The organism is Sulfurimonas sp. (genome assembly GCF_014859695.1).
GTDB lineage: Bacteria > Campylobacterota > Campylobacteria > Campylobacterales > Sulfurimonadaceae > Sulfurimonas.
Window position 1 is genome coordinate 1 of the sequence record NZ_JACUTS010000037.1, and the last position, 18,330, is coordinate 18,330.

The 18,330-nt window shown below is 39.5% G+C and carries 15 protein-coding genes; 4 read left to right on the plus strand and 11 right to left on the minus strand.

The annotated features are described in order from the left end of the window. Nucleotides 1-3 precede the first annotated feature (3 nt). Both rho and murI read left to right on the plus strand, forming a co-directional pair. The gene (gene rho, locus IBX42_RS07580; RefSeq protein WP_294931201.1) at nt 4-1,344 is read left to right on the plus strand and encodes a transcription termination factor Rho; all 1,341 of its coding nucleotides are present in this window, start codon (nt 4-6) and stop codon (nt 1,342-1,344) included. Continuing rightward, nucleotides 1,344-2,087: a glutamate racemase gene (gene murI / locus IBX42_RS07585; protein WP_294931158.1), complete on the plus strand. Its 744-nt coding sequence runs from the start codon at nt 1,344-1,346 to the stop codon at nt 2,085-2,087. The genes rho and murI overlap by 1 nt, the downstream gene beginning before the upstream one ends. 46 nt (nt 2,088-2,133) lie before the next feature. On the opposite strand, the gene IBX42_RS07590 is transcribed toward murI, so the two are convergent. Continuing rightward, nucleotides 2,134-2,319 carry a hypothetical protein gene (locus IBX42_RS07590; RefSeq protein ID WP_294931161.1) on the minus strand — a complete coding sequence of 62 codons (186 nt, stop codon included), beginning with the start codon at nt 2,317-2,319 and terminating at the stop codon, nt 2,134-2,136. 163 nt (nt 2,320-2,482) lie between these two features. On the opposite strand from IBX42_RS07590, the gene IBX42_RS07595 reads away from it, so the two are divergent. Together IBX42_RS07595 and IBX42_RS07600 are read left to right on the plus strand one after the other, a co-directional pair. After that, entirely contained in the window at nt 2,483-3,265 is a 783-nt protein-coding gene (locus tag IBX42_RS07595; RefSeq protein WP_294931164.1) for an EAL domain-containing protein, read from the plus strand. A gap of 86 nt (nt 3,266-3,351) precedes the next feature. Next, nucleotides 3,352-5,016, plus strand: a complete 1,665-nt coding sequence (locus IBX42_RS07600) for a DNA polymerase III subunit gamma/tau (protein ID WP_294931167.1) — start codon at nt 3,352-3,354, stop codon at nt 5,014-5,016. Here the strand turns inward: IBX42_RS07600 and IBX42_RS07605 are convergent. From IBX42_RS07605 to leuS, 10 genes are all read right to left on the minus strand, one after another. Then, the gene (locus IBX42_RS07605) at nt 5,013-6,407 is read right to left on the minus strand and encodes a HAMP domain-containing sensor histidine kinase (protein WP_294931170.1); all 1,395 of its coding nucleotides are present in this window, start codon (nt 6,405-6,407) and stop codon (nt 5,013-5,015) included. The genes IBX42_RS07600 and IBX42_RS07605 overlap by 4 nt on opposite strands. Continuing rightward, nucleotides 6,401-7,075 (minus strand): response regulator transcription factor, encoded by a 675-nt coding sequence (locus IBX42_RS07610; protein ID WP_294931173.1) that lies wholly within the window; start codon nt 7,073-7,075, stop codon nt 6,401-6,403. The genes IBX42_RS07605 and IBX42_RS07610 overlap by 7 nt, the downstream gene beginning before the upstream one ends. Nucleotides 7,076-7,148: 73 nt before the next feature. Further along, nucleotides 7,149-7,958: a TIGR00282 family metallophosphoesterase gene (locus IBX42_RS07615; protein WP_294931176.1), complete on the minus strand. Its 810-nt coding sequence runs from the start codon at nt 7,956-7,958 to the stop codon at nt 7,149-7,151. Nucleotides 7,959-7,960: 2 nt separating this feature from the next. Continuing rightward, nucleotides 7,961-10,936 (minus strand): DEAD/DEAH box helicase, encoded by a 2,976-nt coding sequence (locus tag IBX42_RS07620; RefSeq protein WP_294931179.1) that lies wholly within the window; start codon nt 10,934-10,936, stop codon nt 7,961-7,963. A 16-nt stretch (nt 10,937-10,952) separates the two neighbouring features. Then, nucleotides 10,953-11,312, minus strand: a complete 360-nt coding sequence (locus IBX42_RS07625) for a polymer-forming cytoskeletal protein (RefSeq protein ID WP_294931183.1) — start codon at nt 11,310-11,312, stop codon at nt 10,953-10,955. Beyond that, nucleotides 11,309-12,265, minus strand: a complete 957-nt coding sequence (locus tag IBX42_RS07630; protein ID WP_294931187.1) for a M23 family metallopeptidase — start codon at nt 12,263-12,265, stop codon at nt 11,309-11,311. Before IBX42_RS07630 ends, IBX42_RS07625 begins: the two co-directional genes overlap by 4 nt. Then, on the minus strand, nt 12,258-13,400 hold the full coding sequence (locus IBX42_RS07635) for a bifunctional folylpolyglutamate synthase/dihydrofolate synthase (protein ID WP_294931189.1): 1,143 nt from the start codon (nt 13,398-13,400) through the stop codon (nt 12,258-12,260). Before IBX42_RS07635 ends, IBX42_RS07630 begins: the two co-directional genes overlap by 8 nt. Next, nucleotides 13,397-14,941, minus strand: coding sequence for a GGDEF domain-containing protein (locus IBX42_RS07640; RefSeq protein WP_294931192.1), 1,545 nt, complete (start codon nt 14,939-14,941; stop codon nt 13,397-13,399). Before IBX42_RS07640 ends, IBX42_RS07635 begins: the two co-directional genes overlap by 4 nt. Nucleotides 14,942-15,029: 88 nt before the next feature. Next, entirely contained in the window at nt 15,030-15,563 is a 534-nt protein-coding gene (gene lptE, locus IBX42_RS07645; RefSeq protein WP_294931195.1) for an LPS assembly lipoprotein LptE, read from the minus strand. Between the two features lie 2 nt (nt 15,564-15,565). After that, nucleotides 15,566-18,016 (minus strand): leucine--tRNA ligase, encoded by a 2,451-nt coding sequence (gene leuS / locus IBX42_RS07650; RefSeq protein ID WP_294931198.1) that lies wholly within the window; start codon nt 18,014-18,016, stop codon nt 15,566-15,568. Nucleotides 18,017-18,330: the final 314 nt, after the last annotated feature.

Consider the following 18,330-nt stretch of genomic DNA (forward strand, 5'->3'; position numbering starts at 1 on the left):
CATATGAGTGAAAACACTCCACAACAACCTCGCAAAACAAACAACAAAACCAACCCAAAAACAAGAACACACAATCCGGTAAAAGGCGTAAGCGTCGAAGATTTACGCATAAAAGGCATAGATGAACTCACGGCAATGGCTACTGAGCTCAACATCGACAACCCAAATGAACTTAAGCGTCAAGACCTTATCTTTGAGATATTGAAGGCTCAAACGGAACAGGGCGGGTTTATTCTCTTTAGCGGTATTTTGGAGATTATGCAAGATGGTTATGGTTTTATTCGCTCGATTGATAAAAGTTTTGATGAGAGTATCAACGATGCGTATGTGTCAAATACCCAAATCAAACGTTTTGCTCTTCGTAACGGAGACGTTGTAACAGGTCAGGTTCGCCCTCCAAAAGAGCAAGAGAGATACTATGCGCTTATTAAAATAGAAGCGGTCAACGGTCTTCCTCCCGAAGAGAGCAAAAAAAGACCTCTCTTTGAAAACCTCACTCCTCTTTATGCAACAGATCAAATCAAACTAGAGTACAGAGAAAAAGGCTTAACAGGTCGTATGATGGATCTTTTTGTTCCCATTGGCAAGGGGCAGCGCGGACTTATCGTAGCACCTCCAAGAAGCGGTAAAACAGAGCTTTTAAAAGAGGTTGCTCACGGTATAACACATAACCATCCTGAAATAGATTTGATGGTACTTTTGGTTGATGAGAGACCTGAAGAGGTAACGGACATGGAGAGAAGCGTAAAAGGCGAGGTTTACAGCTCTACATTTGATATGCCTGCAAAAAACCATGTAAAAGTGGCTGAGATGGTTATAGAAAAAGCAAAAAGACGCGTTGAGCTTGGACGTAATGTCGTTATTCTTCTTGACTCTATCACTCGTCTGGCACGTGCTTACAACACCATAACACCTTCAAGCGGCAAGGTTCTCTCAGGAGGAGTTGACGCAAACGCACTTCACAAGCCAAAAAGATTTTTCGGAGCTGCCAGAAACATAGAAAACGGCGGAAGTTTAACCATCATAGCGACTGCTCTTGTAGATACGGGAAGCAGAATGGATGAAGTCATCTTTGAGGAGTTCAAAGGTACGGGTAACTCCGAGGTTGTTCTTGATCGCAAAATCGCAGACAGAAGAATCTTCCCTGCTATGGATATTCTAAAATCTGGAACGAGAAAAGATGAGCTTCTTATCGCACCGGAAATTCTACAAAAAGTATTTATACTACGTCAGATGATTCATAAACAAGAAAATGAGATAGAAGCGCTCAAGTTTGTTTACTCTACCATGGGCAAAAAAGCTACAAATGAAGAGTTTCTTGAAAGTATGAACCCAAATCAATAATGAAAGTCGGCGTATTTGACAGCGGGATAGGCGGCTTAACTGTTGTAAAATCCCTGCTTGAGCACCATCTTTTCGCGGAGATAGTCTATTTTGGAGACACCGCAAGAGTTCCTTATGGCATAAAAGACAAAACCACTATCATTCGCTACGCCATAGAAGCCGTAGAGTTTTTCAAAAACTTTGACCTTGACCTCATAATCGTCGCATGCAACACTGTAAGCGCACATGCGCTTGATGAGATGCGAGAAGTCTCCTCTTGTCCTATTATCGGCGTTGTTGAAGCGGGAATTTTGGCAACTGCAAATGCACTCAAGGATAAAAATGCAAATATTCTCATCCTTGGAACAAAAGCAACAATCAACTCTAAGGCGTATGAAATAGGACTGCATGCAGAAGGATTTTACAATCTTCAAGCAAAAGCGACAGGACTCTTTGTCCCCATGGTCGAAGAGGAGATTTACGAGGGAGAGGTTTTAGAGGCAACTTTTAGACACTATTTTGGAACCATTACGGCTCCCGATGCAATCATTTTAGGCTGCACTCATTTTCCTCTTATTTCAGAGGCTCTGCAGAACCACTTTAGCAAAAAAAGCGTACTTATCCACTCAGGAAATGCCATAGTCGAGTATCTTGAAAAAGAGTTTGATTTTAGTAAAAGATATGAGAACCCACGATTGGAGTTTTTTGCTTCAGAAAATCCGGAATCATTAAGAAACATAGCAAAAAAGTGGCTTCTTTTATAGTGTGAGAGAATTTTATTCCAGATTGTCTCTGGAATAAAAAGTGTAGTTAAAACTTCTTCGCGATTTTTTTTGCTAACTTTTTAGCATCTTTCTTAACCGTTAAACCTTTTTTCGCAACCGTCTTTGCCACTTTTTTTGTAGCCTTTTTGATATCATTTTTAGCGATATTCGCTTTTTTAATAGCTTTTTTTACTACTTTTTTGATAACTTTCTTGTCCAGTACTTTTGCCATTTAAGACTCCTTTGGTTTTTGTATTACCAAAAAAAACGGTAATAACTTACAATCATTATATAGATTGAAGACACTATTGTCAAGAAAATATGGAACGGCTGCAGTTGCAGGCAAAAAGCGTTGATGTAACACTACTGAAATAATTTAGCATTAAAATAGCAGTATGAAACTTGAACTCCCTAAAAAATGGATTCGCAACTTAAAAACTTTAGATGTTGCGTTTCAACCTATTGTAAATATTCATACCGGAAAGATTTTTGCTGTTGAGGCACTTCTTAGAAACTATAATGAGGTTGGTTTTAGCTCAATTTTTGAGCTTTTTGATACGGTCTATAAAGACAACCTGCTCTACTCGTTTGACTTAAAACTAAGAAAAAAAGCCCTTAAAAAACTTATAACGATAGATGGCCAAGAAGAGATAAAACTCTTTTATAATCTGGACAACAGACTTCTTGACATGCCAAATTTCAAGCATGGAAATACCGGCAAACTTTTAAAACACTACGGCATCGGTAAAAACAGAATCTGCTTTGAAATTTCAGAGAGACATGAGATCTCAAATGTCTCAAGGATGCAAGAGGTTTTAGCGCACTACAAGAGCGAGGATTTTTGTATAGCCATAGATGATTTTGGCGTCGGTTACTCTGGGTACAAACTTCTTTATGATAGCAAACCAGACATCATAAAAATAGACAGATTTTTCTTAAGCGACATACAAAAAGATGCGAAAAAAAAGCTTATGGCAAGAAGCATCACTCATTTAGCAGTTCAACTTGGCATAAAAGTCATAGCCGAAGGTATTGAAACTAAAGAGGAGCTGCTTACCTGCAGAAATATAGGCTGCCATTTTGCTCAAGGATATTTTATCCAAAGACCGACTCTGCTTGCATCGGAAATAGCGCAGGAGTATCCTCATATTTTAGATATTTTAGACACTAAACAATAGAACAGCTATATCTCCATAAGTTGTCTGTTATGATTTTTTAACCCTATAAATGTTAGAATCGCTTCAACTAAAGATGGAGAGTGCATGTGAGAGCGAGTTCAGAAGTATTAGCAAGAAAGTATAGACCCAGAAACTTTGACGAGCTTATAGGTCAAGAAACGGTTTCCCAAACTCTCTCACTTGCGCTTGATGCCAACAGACTCTCTCATGCATATCTCTTCTCAGGACTCAGAGGAAGCGGTAAAACCTCAACTGCGCGCATATTTGCAAAAGCTCTTATCTGTGAGACTGGTATAACTCATCAGCCGTGTGGAAGTTGCCAAAACTGCGTAGATTCACTACAAAACCGCCATATAGATATAGTTGAGATGGATGCGGCATCAAACCGCGGTATAGACGATATTCGTGACCTAATTGAACAGACCAAATACAAACCCTCAAGTGCAAGATTTAAGATATTTATCATAGATGAAGTTCACATGCTGACGCCCTCTGCTTTTAATGCTCTTTTAAAAACTCTTGAGGAACCGCCCTCTTATGTGAAATTTATACTCGCAACAACAGACCCCCTAAAGCTTCCGGCAACCATCTTAAGCCGTACACAGCACTTTAGGTTTAAATCGATTGCTACAAATAAAATAGCAGAACATTTAGCGCACATTCTCAATCTTGAAGGGATTAAGTACGAGATTGAGGCTTTGGAGATTTTGGCAAGAAGCGGAAGCGGAAGCTTAAGAGATACGCTCACTCTCCTTGATCAAGCAATCATCTACTCCAAAAATCATGTGGACGTCCGCACTGTTACAGATATGCTGGGACTTGTGGACCCAGAGTTTATCAACAAACTCTTTGGAGCAGTTTTTGCAAAAGATTATGCCGCACTTGTCGCATTTACAAAGATTTTAGAGGAGTATGAGGCTGAGATGGTCGTCGATGAACTTATAGCCTACCTCAAAGAGAGAATGTACGGGGGCGACGCGCTCTACTCGACACTTGTTCTTGATAGGTTTTTCAGAATTATAAGCGATTCCAAATATCTCTTTAGTATAAATGCGGACGGCTCTTTTGTTCTCTCGCTTATATTTTTCAAAATGGTAGAAGCACTCCGCATAAAAGAGGTGGACCAGATGATAGAGTCTCTTCAAAAAGAGATTCAAAGACCTTCCATCTCATGCGCTGCTCCCCAAAGTGAGCCACAGAGTGAAATCAGCAACAACAAAGAGAACGAACCTGAGATAGAGCAAACAAAAGTGGAGCCGCCCGTATCTATCAATACAAAAATGTTTGAAGAGCTCATAGCTAAACTAAAAGATAGAAGCCCGGAGCTTGGCGAATGTTTTGAGAAGAACATCTCCTTTGTCTCTTTTGAGAATAATGCGCTTACATGGGAGAGCTGTGCCGATGGAGAGTGCAAAAAAGTTCTGACGCACGGCTACTCCGTAATAAAACAGTTTGTTAGAGAGATTTTTGGATTTGAAACGAAAATAAAACATGAGCCTTGTACAAAAATAGCCGAAGATGCGGCAGAAAAAGGGAGTATTCCTCAAAGGGAAGAGACCCAGCAGTATGTCCAGTCTACCTCAATGATAGAAGATGCTGAGATGGGAGGGAGTGCAAGCTGTGTGACAAATTGTCAAAGCAGCGATAACTCCAGAGAGATCGACGCTGCAGAGATTAAGGATGAGATTATGGTTCAAAAAGCCGTAGAACTTTTTGAAGCCAAAAAGATGACTATTCAGTCAAAAATTTAACTCTTTATCATATTTTCAACGCTAAAACTAAACGCGGAGCCTTTGCCAAACTCTGAGCTTATCTCCAGAGATGTGCCGAGCAATTTTAAAACATAAGTTACCATAGCAAGTCCAAGCCCCATAGAGTTATCCCAACTGTTTTTATCTACCCTGTAAAACTTATTTGTAATTTTTTTCAGATGCTCCTCTTTTATGCCGACACCGCTGTCTTGAACAATTATCTTATTCTCTTTTAAAGTTATAAGCACATCGCTGTTTGAATATTTCAAGGCGTTATCAACCAAGTTGTCCAAAACCAACTCCATCATAGTTTTATCGCTTATGACCATCAACTTTTCAACATCAACTTTTATATCTCTGTCTCTATATTTTGATGCAAAATTCAGTCCCACCTCTTCGCAAAGCTGACCCAAATCAAACTCACTTTTATTGAGTGTAAGGTCGCCGTTTTCAAGCTTGACCGAGAGAGCCAGTCTATCGAGCATTTTTGATATCTTCTCACCGTTTGAGCTGATTTTGCTTAAAAACTTATCTCTAATGCTTTGAGGCATATCGCTGTCTTCTTCAATTGTCTGAGCATACCCCATTATTGCGGCTACCGGGTTTTTAAACTCATGCGAGAGCGCAGATAAAATATCGTTTCTCTGCTTGTTCATCAATCTTAGCTTTGCCATATTCTTTGATTTTTTTCTCTCATTCTTGCTCAACTTTTTAACTAGATTTTTTAAAAGCAGAGATATCTGTAAAAATTCATAAAAGTATTTTGTTTTAATGACCGCCCTATAGTTTTTGTTTGAGACCTCATCTAGATAGCTCGTAATCTGCTCAATATCATGAACGACCTTCTGACTCATTGTTTTAGAGATAAAAGCGGCAAGAATAAGCATCCCCATAAAAACAAAAAAGAGCTTTATCCACAGAGAGTAAAAATCGTACATTATCTGTGCCAAACTCATAGAGAGTCTAAGATATATCTCCTCATTTTTATACAGAACTCTTTTGGCAATATATAAAAAATCCGCTTTTACCGTATCTGAATATCTTGTTATATCCCCGTAATCCTGAGAGTTTGACTGCATAACCTCAAATCTTGAAGCATGGTTATCCATCTCTCTTTTATCTGCACCTGACTCGGCTAAAACTACTCCATCTTGAGCAATTATGGTTACTCTAAGAGACATTCTCTTATTTATCTCTGATGCAAAACTCTCAAGATCTTCTACATGTTTTAAATTCATCTCCATAAATTCGATGGCATGTTTTAAGTGATTTTTATTATGCTCGATTATTATATCTTTTAGCGCAATGTAGCTGATGATTGATGAGATGAGTAGCGAAGCGGCAAAAAGAACAATAAACTTTAAAATAAATATCTGATGTATTTTTAACACAGTTTATATCCTACCCCGCGGACTGTCTCTATGTAGTTTTTCGTTTTATCTGGGTCTATCTTCTCTTTAAGCCTGTTGATGGCTACGTTTACTGTTCTATACTGGTACTCTTCACTCTCTCCCCAAACATTTTGTAAAAGATAGTCACGCTCAAGCACGCTGTTTTTGTTAAGAATGAATTCGCTCAAGAGGTTAAACTCAAGTTTTGTAACATCTACTTTTTTGCCATCCACGCTAAGCGTTCTTGAACTTTTGTCCAAAACCAAATCTCTGTGGGAAAAGATTCCCTCTTCAACTTTTTTTGAAGTTCTTCGCAAAATAGCCTTGATGCGAAGAAGGAGCTCTTTCATATTGAAAGGCTTCGTTATGTAATCGTCTCCGCCTCTTAAAAACCCCTCCTCTATCTCAGAGTCCGCATTTTTCGCACTTAGATATATTACTGGTATTGCAAATCCATCTTTTCTTAGAGCTTGAACAAATTCACTCCCCTCTACACCGGGTAGATTTCTATCCATGATAAGAAGATCGACATCCTCTTCAACAAGCATCTGCTCGACACTTTTGGTATTTAAAAAGCCTATGACTTCATAACCCTCTTTTTGCAAATTGTACTCAAGAAGCTCTAAAATATCCTCTTCATCTTCTACTATGACGATTTTTGCACTCATATGTAAGTGTCCCTATTTATATTTTCTACTATTGTAACAAAAAAAGGTCTCTTTTTCATTACATGAAAAACGGTTACTTCTCAATCCAGGCATCGCTTTTTAAGACATCGCCATCATCAAATATTTTTAGCTTAAATGCACTCTCACATCTACCCTCATTAAAGTCCATTATAGCTATCTGCATTATTTTTTTACACTTTTTTGGGATATCAAAATGCCCTTTTAGCCCTGTGAGAAACTGCTTTAGAGGTACTTTTTCATCCATCCCTATTACGTTATCTCTACAGCCAGTAAGCCCCATGTCCGTGAGATAAGCGGTTGCGTTGGCTATTTGAAGATCATCTGTTCCCACATGCGTGTGCGTCCCGATTATTGCGCTGACTCTTCCTTGAAGAAGCATCATCATAGCTCGTTTTTCACTCGTTGCTTCTGCATGAAAGTCTATAAAAATATTTTTTACGCCTCTCTCGTGAAGAGCCTCTACACTCTCTTTTGCACATCTAAAAGCATTGTCGGTATAAGGCATGGCATAGTGCCCCATAAGGTTTAAAACAGCCAGTTTTTCTCCCGCTACGTCATAAACCTTGCAACCCGTTCCGCTTACCTCATCAGGATAGTTATGCGGTCGTAAAATCTCATGCGTCTCAAAAAGCGCCTCAACCTCTTTTTTGTCCCATGTGTGGTTCCCACCGCTCATGCAGTCAATCCCATAACTAAAAAGCTCATTGGCATTTTTAAGAGTCAATCCAAACCCATGAGATGCATTCTCATAGTTTGCTACTACAAAATCAACGCCATGTTCCGCTCTTATCTTTGACAGATGACTCTTTAACATATCTCTGCCTGGACTTCCTACAATATCGCCTATAAATGCTACTCTCAACGTCAAACTCCTCTTAAATACTTCAGCGCTGCTTTAATAATGTCGTCATCATCTTTTGAGTCTGACTTTATGCTCTCTTTTTTCTCATCCATGTAGGTAAGTGTAATGTTTTGTCCATAGTTTGAAACACTCTTTATCTTCTTATGCAAACTCAAAATTTTGATGACCATCAGCTCAAAAAACTGCTTTGTCGGTGTGTCAAATTCGCCGAAACGGTCTATAACCTCTTCTTGTATCTCATATATCTCTAGCGGTGTCTCACATGACGAAAGGCGTCTATAGATGTCCAATCTTAGTCTGTCCTCTTTTACCGTCTCATCGGAGATATAAGCTGATATAGTAAGTTTTATATCCACTTTTAGCTTTTCGCTCCGTGCCTGATTGCTCAGTAGTTTTATAGCATCTTCTAACATTCTAAGATACAAGGAGTAGCCGATATTTTTTATATGTCCGCTTTGGGCATCGCCTACCAAGTTTCCGCCGCCTCTTATCTCCAAATCATGATATGCAAGCACCGAGCCGCTTCCCAAAAATGAGTTGGATTCAAGAGCAAGAAGCCTTTTTTTAGCATCATCCGTCAACGTCTCTTTGCTCTCAACTATAAAGTATGCAAAACCCTCGACACTGCTGCGCCCAACGCGACCTCGTAGCTGATGCAGGTCTGCCATTCCGAATCTATCTGCGCCGTCAACTATAATGGTATTTACTCGCGGCATATGAATACCCGACTCTATGATAGAGGTTGCCAGCATCAGGTCATACTCTCCTGCTTCAAACTTCAGAAGCTCTTTCTCAGTATCGGTTGCAGAGATTTTGGAGTGAAGCATGACTACTCTCAGCTGGGGAAGTATCGCTTTTAACTCCCCTAGTTTTATAGGCATGTGATCTATGGAGTTGTGGACGTAAAATATCTGTCCGCCGCGGCGGATTTCTCTTAAAATTACCTCTTTTATAAGCTTCTCTTCATACTCTTTTACAAAAGTTCGCACCGGCTCTCTCTCACTTGGAGGAGTAAGCAGCTGCGACATTGTTTTTATAGAGCTTAGCGCCTGATTTAGTGAGCGGGGAATCGGAGTCGCACTCATGGAGAGGAGATGAACATTGTGGTAGAGCTCTTTTATCTTCTCTTTTTGCTTAACGCCGAACTTATGCTCCTCATCTATAATGACCACGCCAAGGTTTTTAAAGTCCAAATCAAAGAGCGTATGCGTCCCGACAACAACGTCCAAATCTCCGCTCGCAAGTGCTTTTATGATATTTTTTTTATCTTTTGCGCTTACAAATCTATCCAGCTTTGTGCACTTTATCCCCAGATCATCAAATCTCTCGCGGAGTGAGCGGTAGTGCTGTGCGCTAAGAAGCGTTGTCGGAACGATTAGAGCCGATTGATAACCCGACTTGTAGGCTGCAAAAATGGTATTCATAGCCACTTCAGTTTTGCCAAAACCGACATCACCGCTGAGCAGCCTGTCCATAATATGACCCGAACTCATCTGCGTAATTATCTCGTTGATTGATTGTGTCTGATCATCCGTATAAAGAAATCCAGAGAGCTTTTGAAACGCTCTTAATTCACTCTCATCTACGCTGATTTTGGGTGCTTTTATAAGCTCTCTTGCGGCGGCGGTGTTTACAATCTGTCCCGCTATCTCCATAAGCCGCTTTTTTACGCTCTCTTTTAACTTGCCGAAACTTCCTTTGCCGAGTTTATCCAAAACAGGAACAGAGCCGCCTGAGGCGATATAGCGGTCTATAACATCAAGGTTTTCAACGGGGAGCAAAACCTTGTCATCGCCTACATACTTAATGACTATAAAATCTTTAATGCCGCCTAAAATCTCAGTCTTCTCAATACTCTCAAAGATGCCGACACCGTAATCTTCATGAACTACATAATCGCCAGCTTTGAGATCATCGAGCAAAATGGAACTTTTTCTTCTGCGTCTGATTCTCTCACGTTTGTTAAGAGAAATTACAAGCTCATCTTTAGTGAGGATATTTAAGATATAAGGAGCATAGCGAGTCTCAACTCCTTTTAAATCAAATAGTCCCGCCTGTTTAACGACCGCCTCATTTGAAGCTATAACCGTTATCTTTTTATCTTTATGCACTTTTAAAAGAGCGTGAACATCACTCACGGATATCTCTTTAAAGTCGTCGGATTCGCTCAAAACATCAAGGTTGAAACAATCTCTTGAGAGTGTGGGCTTATTTAGAGCATAGGCATCAACCAAAAGAGAATCAAGGTTTCTGGCTAGCTTGGCGTTTTTGCCCTCTAAAAAATTCGTCGCGCTCTCATCAAGATGCCAAAGCCCTAAAGAGGCGATATCTTTAACCAAAGAGTTAAATTCGCTTTTGGCAATCTTGTCGTTCAAGCTATCGAACTCATCTTCATTCAGTGAGTAAAAAGCTGGTGTTATCTCTATGCTATAGAGCTCGTCTTTTTGTGTTCTTTGGGATTCCAGCTCAAAATATTTTATCTGCTCTATCTCATCATCAAATAGTGAAATTCTAAGAGGCATCGCGGATGATGGCGGAAATATATCTATGATGTCGCTACGAAAGGATATCTCACCCTCGACTTGAACCATATCTACAAAGCTGTACCCCCAAAAAAGCATCTGCTCTTTAAATTTTTTTAACTCTATATTTGAACCAAACTCAAGCGTTGTGGAGGCTAAAAGATTTGCTTTTGGCAGATTAAAAAGCAGCGTCTTTAGCGGCGAGATGATAAGAGGCTTTTTTTTAAGAGAGTAGTATCTTCTTAGAGCAGAGAAGAGTTCGTGAATCTCCTCTTTATAGACCCTTAAGTCATCTCCAAAAGTTGCTCTGAGATCAGGAAAAACAAGCACCTCTTTTTTAAAAAACTTAGCTACGCTCTCCAGCTCATGCACCTCTTTTGCGTCTTGGCAGATTAAAAGCTCAAGATCTTGATCTTTAGAGGTTTTGTAGTATTGAAACAGTCTGTTTTGTGACATTAGATTAAATGGAGGACTATGATACTTTTACCTCATTATCATTAATAACGCTCTTTAGCGTATCGGCAGGAATATTTTCACCATGTGATGCTTTTTTTGCAATAGCAGAAACATCTTTTACGATGCTATTTCCTTCAAAAATACCCTTTGCTTCGATTACCAACTCGCCTGATTCTATAGAGCCGCTTACTCTCCCGTGTGCCTTAATCTCCACTCTTGCTGCATTAATACTTCCCTCAACATAGCCCTGTACTACAAGTCTAGTTGTAGATATGTCCCCTTTGATATGACCGCTTTTACCGATATTAACCTCTTTGCTTGAGTTTATTACCCCCTCGAACTCTCCATCTACATAGAGATTGCACGCCAATGTCATCTCTCCTTTGATTGTAGAGCCAGCTGTGATGATGGTAGTGTTTGTGTCGGGTTTGGTACCTTTATGTGCGCTGTCGCTGTTATTAAAGATTGCCATGGTATCTGTTTCTCCTTTTCAAATATATCATTATAATTTTTGACACTCCATCTTACAAATTCTATGGGGTTGACTGCCCTTTGAATAAATCTGATTTCATAATGAAGATGCGGACCGCTGCTCATACCTGAGTTGCCTGTGTAGGCAATCAAATCGCCCTTTTTAACAAAACTGCCCGATTTTATCACAACTTTGTTTAAATGAGCGAAATAAGCTCTAAAACCATAATTGTGCTGAAGAATAACAAGATTCCCAAATCCGCTCTTATCATGAAATCCCGCCCACTCAACAATCCCGTCTGCAGTCGCATAAACAGGAGTATCCATAGCGGCTTTCATGTCAATGCCTCGGTGAAGCTCTTTGGAATTTAGTGTCGGATGTATTCTATATCCAAAACTGCTTGTTACTCCGTTGTATCTAACCGGTGAACCGCTTGGGATAAACTGCATAAGTGTAGCCATATGCTCGGAGTTTAGCTTTGTCATATTTACCCTATCTTGCAACGACATCTCTGCTACGGGAGCAAGCCCTATGAGCGTCTCTATCTCAGAGAGTGTATCCGAGACCTCTAAAAGCTCTCTTTTTTTATCCACTAGAGCTATTTGTGCCTCTTTTATGCTCTCATCGAGGAGCCTATTTTTCTCCTTCTGCGCCATGTAAGCTTTTTGAATACTCTCATGCTTTGTCTCTATCTTATCAACGGCATAATCAAGATACAAAATTGTACCGACTGCGACAAGAGCGATAGTTCCGATAAATAAAACTGCATAAAAAACGGCTTTTTTTATGATTTTATGAAGATTGAACTGCTTTACGCCATTATCGTCATGTATAGTAATCGTAAAGTGATTATTCATAATACTCTCTTAAAAATGCTTCCACAACACTAAAAGAACCAAAAACAAGATAATTAAACTCCAGTTTTATCTCTTTAAATAGTTTATATTTTATCTCTAAGTTGGTTAAAACAGTTTGAATATTCTCAATTTCTGCGGCTCTTTCATCGTTTATAGCAATTATCTCCACATGTAGAATAAGTGGTTTGAGTATTGTTAAGATCTCTTTATAATTTTTATCTCTAAAACTGTTATATACAAGCACATATTTCTCTCCCCAAAGAGCTTCGGCTATGCTTCTAGCCGCTAAAACATTGTGTCCCACATCTATCGTAATATTTTTGGCTATTTTTGTTAGCCTTCCAAAAAGCACGGGGTATGAAAAGTTTTCCGCGCTATACGCAAGAGCTAAAAATTTTATAGCGGCAATACTAAGAGAAAGATTCTGAACCAAATAGGGAGCAAGAGCTAATTTTTTTGAAATCTCATCTATCTTTTGTCTATCTTCATCATCTAGAATTTCATCGACTCTTTGTATAGATTTTTCGCCACGCACTCTCTGAGCAGTTTCATAAACCTCATCATAGCTTTGAGTGCCCAAAATTGCACTCTCTTGAATCGCATTTAATTTTGTAGCGGCAATCTCATCTATGTTTGAGCCTAAAAAAGCTTCATGGTCGTATGCAATCGGCGTTACAAGAGTGAGTGTTTTATGAAATACGGCTGTCGCATCATGTTCGCCTCCAAGACCCGCTTCCATAACTACATAGTCGCACTCGCTAAAGAGCAGCATCGCCAAAAATGTCGTATACTCAAAATAACTAAGATTCTGGGCGTCATCTTCACTCAAAATCTTTTGAAGCGCCTCATGTGCCTCTTGCAGTTCGTCATCGCTCGCGTTTTTGCCGTTTTTCCATATCCGTTCGTTAAACTCCAATATGTGAGGAGATGTGTAGTGCCCGACGCAAAAACCCATAGACAAGAGCGCATTGGCTAAAAATCTGCCCGTTGTGCCTTTGCCGTTTGTCCCGACAATATGGACTATCTTTGGAGCAGGAAGAGAGGATTTTATCTTCTCATATGTTCGAGGCATACGGGTATAATCAATCTTCTCGTAGTAGAGCGGTTTAAGATCTAAATACTCTTTGAGTTTCACTTATAAACAACCCTGTCTCTGCCCTCATTCTTGGCCTTATATAAATTCTCATCGGCACTCTTAAACAGACTTTGAAGCGAAAAATTTGACTTTCTGTCACTTACCCCGCAGCTAACGGTAAGTTTTATCTGCTTATCTTTATATACCAAACTACTTTTTTTAAGTTTTTCTCTTACTTTTTGGGCAAAAGCAAAGCCTCCATCAGCATCCGTTTTACCGAGAATGGCTATGAACTCTTCACCGCCGAATCGCCCTATAATATCAACCGCTCTAGCTTCATTTTTGAGTATTTTTGCAAAAGCAAACAGCACGGCATCACCGGCATCATGCCCATAAGTATCGTTAATCTTTTTAAAATAGTCAAGGTCTAAAAAGACAACGGCAAAATTGTGCCCATACCTCTCAAATTCAGCCTCTTTAATATTCATCAGATCATCCAATGCGCGCTTATTGTAGAGCTTGGTTAAAAAATCCTCTTTTGATTCTTCTCTTGCGCGCTGAAGCTCCTGTTCTAGATGTTCTATTTTTTTACTTAACGCGCTGACTTCGCTGCTATGTTTTTTCAAATCACTTGTAAGTGCTTGCGTATTTTCTTCCAGGGCTACAGCTATGGCATATATTTTTTTATGTGCGACACTAAAATTTGTAATCGTCTTTTCATTATAGCTATCAAGCTCTTTTTTAATCTTTTGTATCTCTATTGTTGAACTGTCGGAGCTCTCTATCATCTCTATAAGTCTCAGAGAGAGTTTGTCAAGCACACCGTCAATGGACTCTATCATCTCTTTGACACTCTGTTTGTCAAGCGCAATTCTAAGAGCTATTGCAGACCTTATCTCAGACTCAATAGAAGCACTCTCTAATAGTTGGGGATTCTTTTTTATTCTTTGACTGATATCTGCTATTTTCTCATTTACGCTTGATGCGATTGATGGAGTCAGCGATGAAATAAGCAATGAAGCAATAGTAGAGAGTTCTAAAGAGCCTAAAGGCTTGTCGCATAAATTTGTTAGATTTAAATTTTCAATGGTTTTTTTGAGATTGCTTCTATCAACGTCACCAAGCGCTTTTAGTTTCTGCAAAAAGGTGTCGTCATATGTTGTTATAAAATTTACCCAAAGCTGCCTAAATTGATCTATCTCTGCAACTGAAGGCTCTCTGTTTAGAAGCTCAAGGCTTTTTTTTGCAAGTTCTGTCGCCTCTTTGTTGTGCAGAACCTCTATAACCTGAAGTACTCTTTTGGTAAAAACACTTTGAGATTCAAATAGGTTTGCGCAGTGAGAAGGGTTTGTTCTGTTTAGTTTTGAGATTAAAAAGCGTGAGAGTTCAGAAATATTTTTAATATGATATTTTTTCAGCTCATCCTGAAACTCTTTATTTAAAGATGCGCTAAACTTCTCCAATTTTGAGCAATCTTGCGTTGCAAAGCCGGCTTTTGCCGCCTCTTTGCAGAACGCTTCGGCATAAAAATCAGGCGTTAAAAGCTTCCCCTCCAACTCTAATCTTTTTACGGCTTTTTTTATAATCGTCTGAATATTCATAACTACTCCTTATAATAAATCTCATATGATTTGAACAAAGTCCAAATTATATTCACTCACTAAAGCTTTGCCTTGCGGCAAGAAGAAGTCATTCTGACTCCTTACTCGCTCTAGCTCCCTCGGCGGAGACCTGTGCAACAAATGACTTGATAGCTCTTTGTGCGGCAGAGCCGATAGCTTCGAATCTATCTTGATCCGTAACAATAGCATTTGGCGCTACTGAAAAATCATGAAATCCTCTCGTATTATAGCTTTTTGATGCGCCGTTTGTGTGCTTAATGATATTTAGCGTGACACTCATTCTATAGCCTATTACATAGCCATTCTCATCATAAACAATCGGTGCGTAAGCGGGAGGACCCATCTTTAACACAAGGTGCGTCTGAGACTCGCTTTTACTTACCAAAGAAGCCTGAAAAACCTCAATAATCGCTCTATCAACCGCATCTTTTATGACAACGGTATTTTGAGGATCTACAGCTGAGATAATAACACTTGTGCTTATCTTATCGCCCATAACTTCACGCGAAAACTTAGCACTCGATTTATATCCGCATCCGCTTATTGCAACTAAGAGCAATGATAGAAGCAAAAACGCCCTAATAGTTGAAAAAAAGTTCAACATTAATCCTTAATGACTAGATTTACTAATTTCTTTGGAACTAAAATCTCTTTTACCAAAGTCTTGCCCTCAAGCCACTTCTGCGCTTTTTCTTTTGCAGCTTCGAGAATGCTCTCCTTGGATGCATCCGGTGCGACCTCTATCTCACATCTGCTCTTTCCGTTAATGGAAACACCCAGAATTATAGACTCCTCTACAAAAACCTCTTCTAGCACACTTTGGGGAGTTAAGTTTTTAAGAGAGAAACATCTGCTAGAGATCTCCCAACAAATATGCGGTATTACAGGCTCCATAATGGAAGTGAGCACCCAATATCCTTCACTCCAAACTTTCTCATTTGACTGAAGGTTAAGCGCATTCATCGCCTCCATAACACCCGCAATCATTGTGTTGAAGGTATATTTTTGAGTATAAACATCCTCGGCTCTTGCCAAAGCTTCATACACTTTTTTTCTAGCAAACTTCTCCTCTTTTGAGAGAGTTGCATGCTCAATTTGAGGGATTGTGCTGATTTTATTTACATGTGAGCTTCTATCATAAAATCTTTTTAAAAACTTATATGCGCCCTCGACGGCACTGTCGTTCCACTCAAGCTCTTGCGTAGGAGGTGCGGCAAAGAGTATGAAAAGTCTTGCAGTATCTGCTCCGTACTTCTCTATAATCGCATCTGGATCAACCGTATTGCCTTTAGACTTGCTCATTTTAGCGCCGTCTTTTAAAACCATCCCCTGTGTAAGAAGCTTCTCAAAAGGCTCGTCAAACTCTAAATATCCCAAATCGCGGAAAACTTTTGTAAAAAAACGTGCATAAAGTAAGTGCAAAATTGCATGTTCTATCCCGCCTATGTAATGGTCAACGCCCATCCAGTACTTAATCTGCTCTTTTGAAAAAGCCTCTTTTTCCCAGTTTTTCGGCGATGCACAAAAACGCAAGAAGTACCATGAGGACTCTACAAAAGTATCCATCGTATCGGTTTCGCGGATAGCATCTTCGCCGCACTTAGGACATTTGCAATGCTTCCAAGTCTGATGCTTCTCAAGCGGATTTCCCTCTCCCGTTATCTCAATGTCATCAGGAAGTGCAATCGGGAGATTCTCTTTTTTCTCCATAACGATACCGCAGCTATCGCAGTGAACAAAAGGGATAGGCGCGCCCCAATATCTTTGGCGAGAAACTCCCCAATCTTTTAGTCTGTAGTTTGTTGTTCTTTTACCTATCTTTTTTTCTTGAAAATAGTCTATGATTTTTGATTGTGCCTCTTTAGAGTTTAAACCGCTAAATATTTCGGAGTTAAATAGCTCTCCTGTTTCCGTATATGCCTTACTACTCTCTAATTCACTCTCAAATGGCTTTATGACGGCATTTATAGGAAGGTCGTACTTTTTAGCAAAGTCAAAATCTCTCTCATCATGTGCAGGAACAGCCATTACCGCGCCGCTTCCGTAATCCATCAAAACAAAATTTGCAACCCAGAGAGGCACTTTTTTATTTGTAAGCGGATGTGTTACATTTAAGTTTAAAGAAATACCGCTCTTCTCTTTTTGTCTATCAATGGATGAAGCATTTTTCATCTCTTTTATTTTTATAACCGTCTCATTATCAAGAAGCGAATTTTCAATCATGTAAGTTACTATCTCATGCTCAGGTGCTAAAGCCGCATAACTTACACCGTAGATAGTGTCGGGACGTGTAGTAAAAACATCAAACCCATCAAATTTTTTCTCTAATTTAGCAAGTGAATCATCATCAAAACGGAGCTGAAACTCTAGACCGTTTGACTTGCCTATCCAGTTCTCCTGCATGGTCAAAACCTGCTTAGGCCAGCCATTTTCAAGCTTATGCAGATCATCTAAAAGCTCATCGGCATACTTGGTAATCTTGAAGTAGTACTGATTCATATCTTTTTTAACGACTCCGGTATCACATCTCCAGCATGAACCTTCAATAACCTGTTCGTTTGCCAAAACGGTATGACAACTAGGGCACCAGTTTAAAAAGCCTTTTTTGCGGTAGAGAAGACCTTTCTCATACATGTCTATAATGAAGCCCTGCTCAAACTTTGTGTAAAGCTCATCACTCGTAGCAAGTTCGCGCTCTTTTGAAAAAGAGAATCCAAGCGACTTAAACTCGCCCTTCATGTAGTCTATGTTGTCATAAGTCCATTTTTTAGGGTGTGAGCCGTTTTTTATAGCTGCATTTTCTGCAGGCATACCGAAGCTGTCAAAGCCGATGGGGTGAAGAACGTTAAAGTCTTGCTGACGGTAATATCTAGCAAACGCATCGCTTAGAGTGTAGTTTCTCACATGCCCCATATGAAGTCTTCCGCTTGGAAAAGGGAACATGCTCAGTATATATTTTTTTTCTCTGCTAAAATCTTCACTCGGCTCAAAGCTTCTGTTTTGAACCCAGTATTCTTGCCACTGTTTCTCTATGGTCTTCGCGTTATATTCCAAATTAAAACTTCCTGTAAAATTATTGTGACTCCCAAAGAGTCTAGCTTTTCTAAAGAAACCAAAGGTTTTGTAACCTAAGCGGTCTTAGCGTACCTTACGCACTTTTGTAAAAAAGTTCGTAAATACCTCTAATTTTCTTGAAAAGTACCCTTTTCGTAGCTTTTAGGTATGCTAACCAATGGCATACTCCATGACAAGGGGGTTGTAGGGACATTTGTCCCTGCCACTAAAACGGACGAGTTCGTTTTAGTGCGTAACATCAGTTAATACTCTTCACGATTTTTAGAACTCTCTATATAGACAAGTCCGACAGA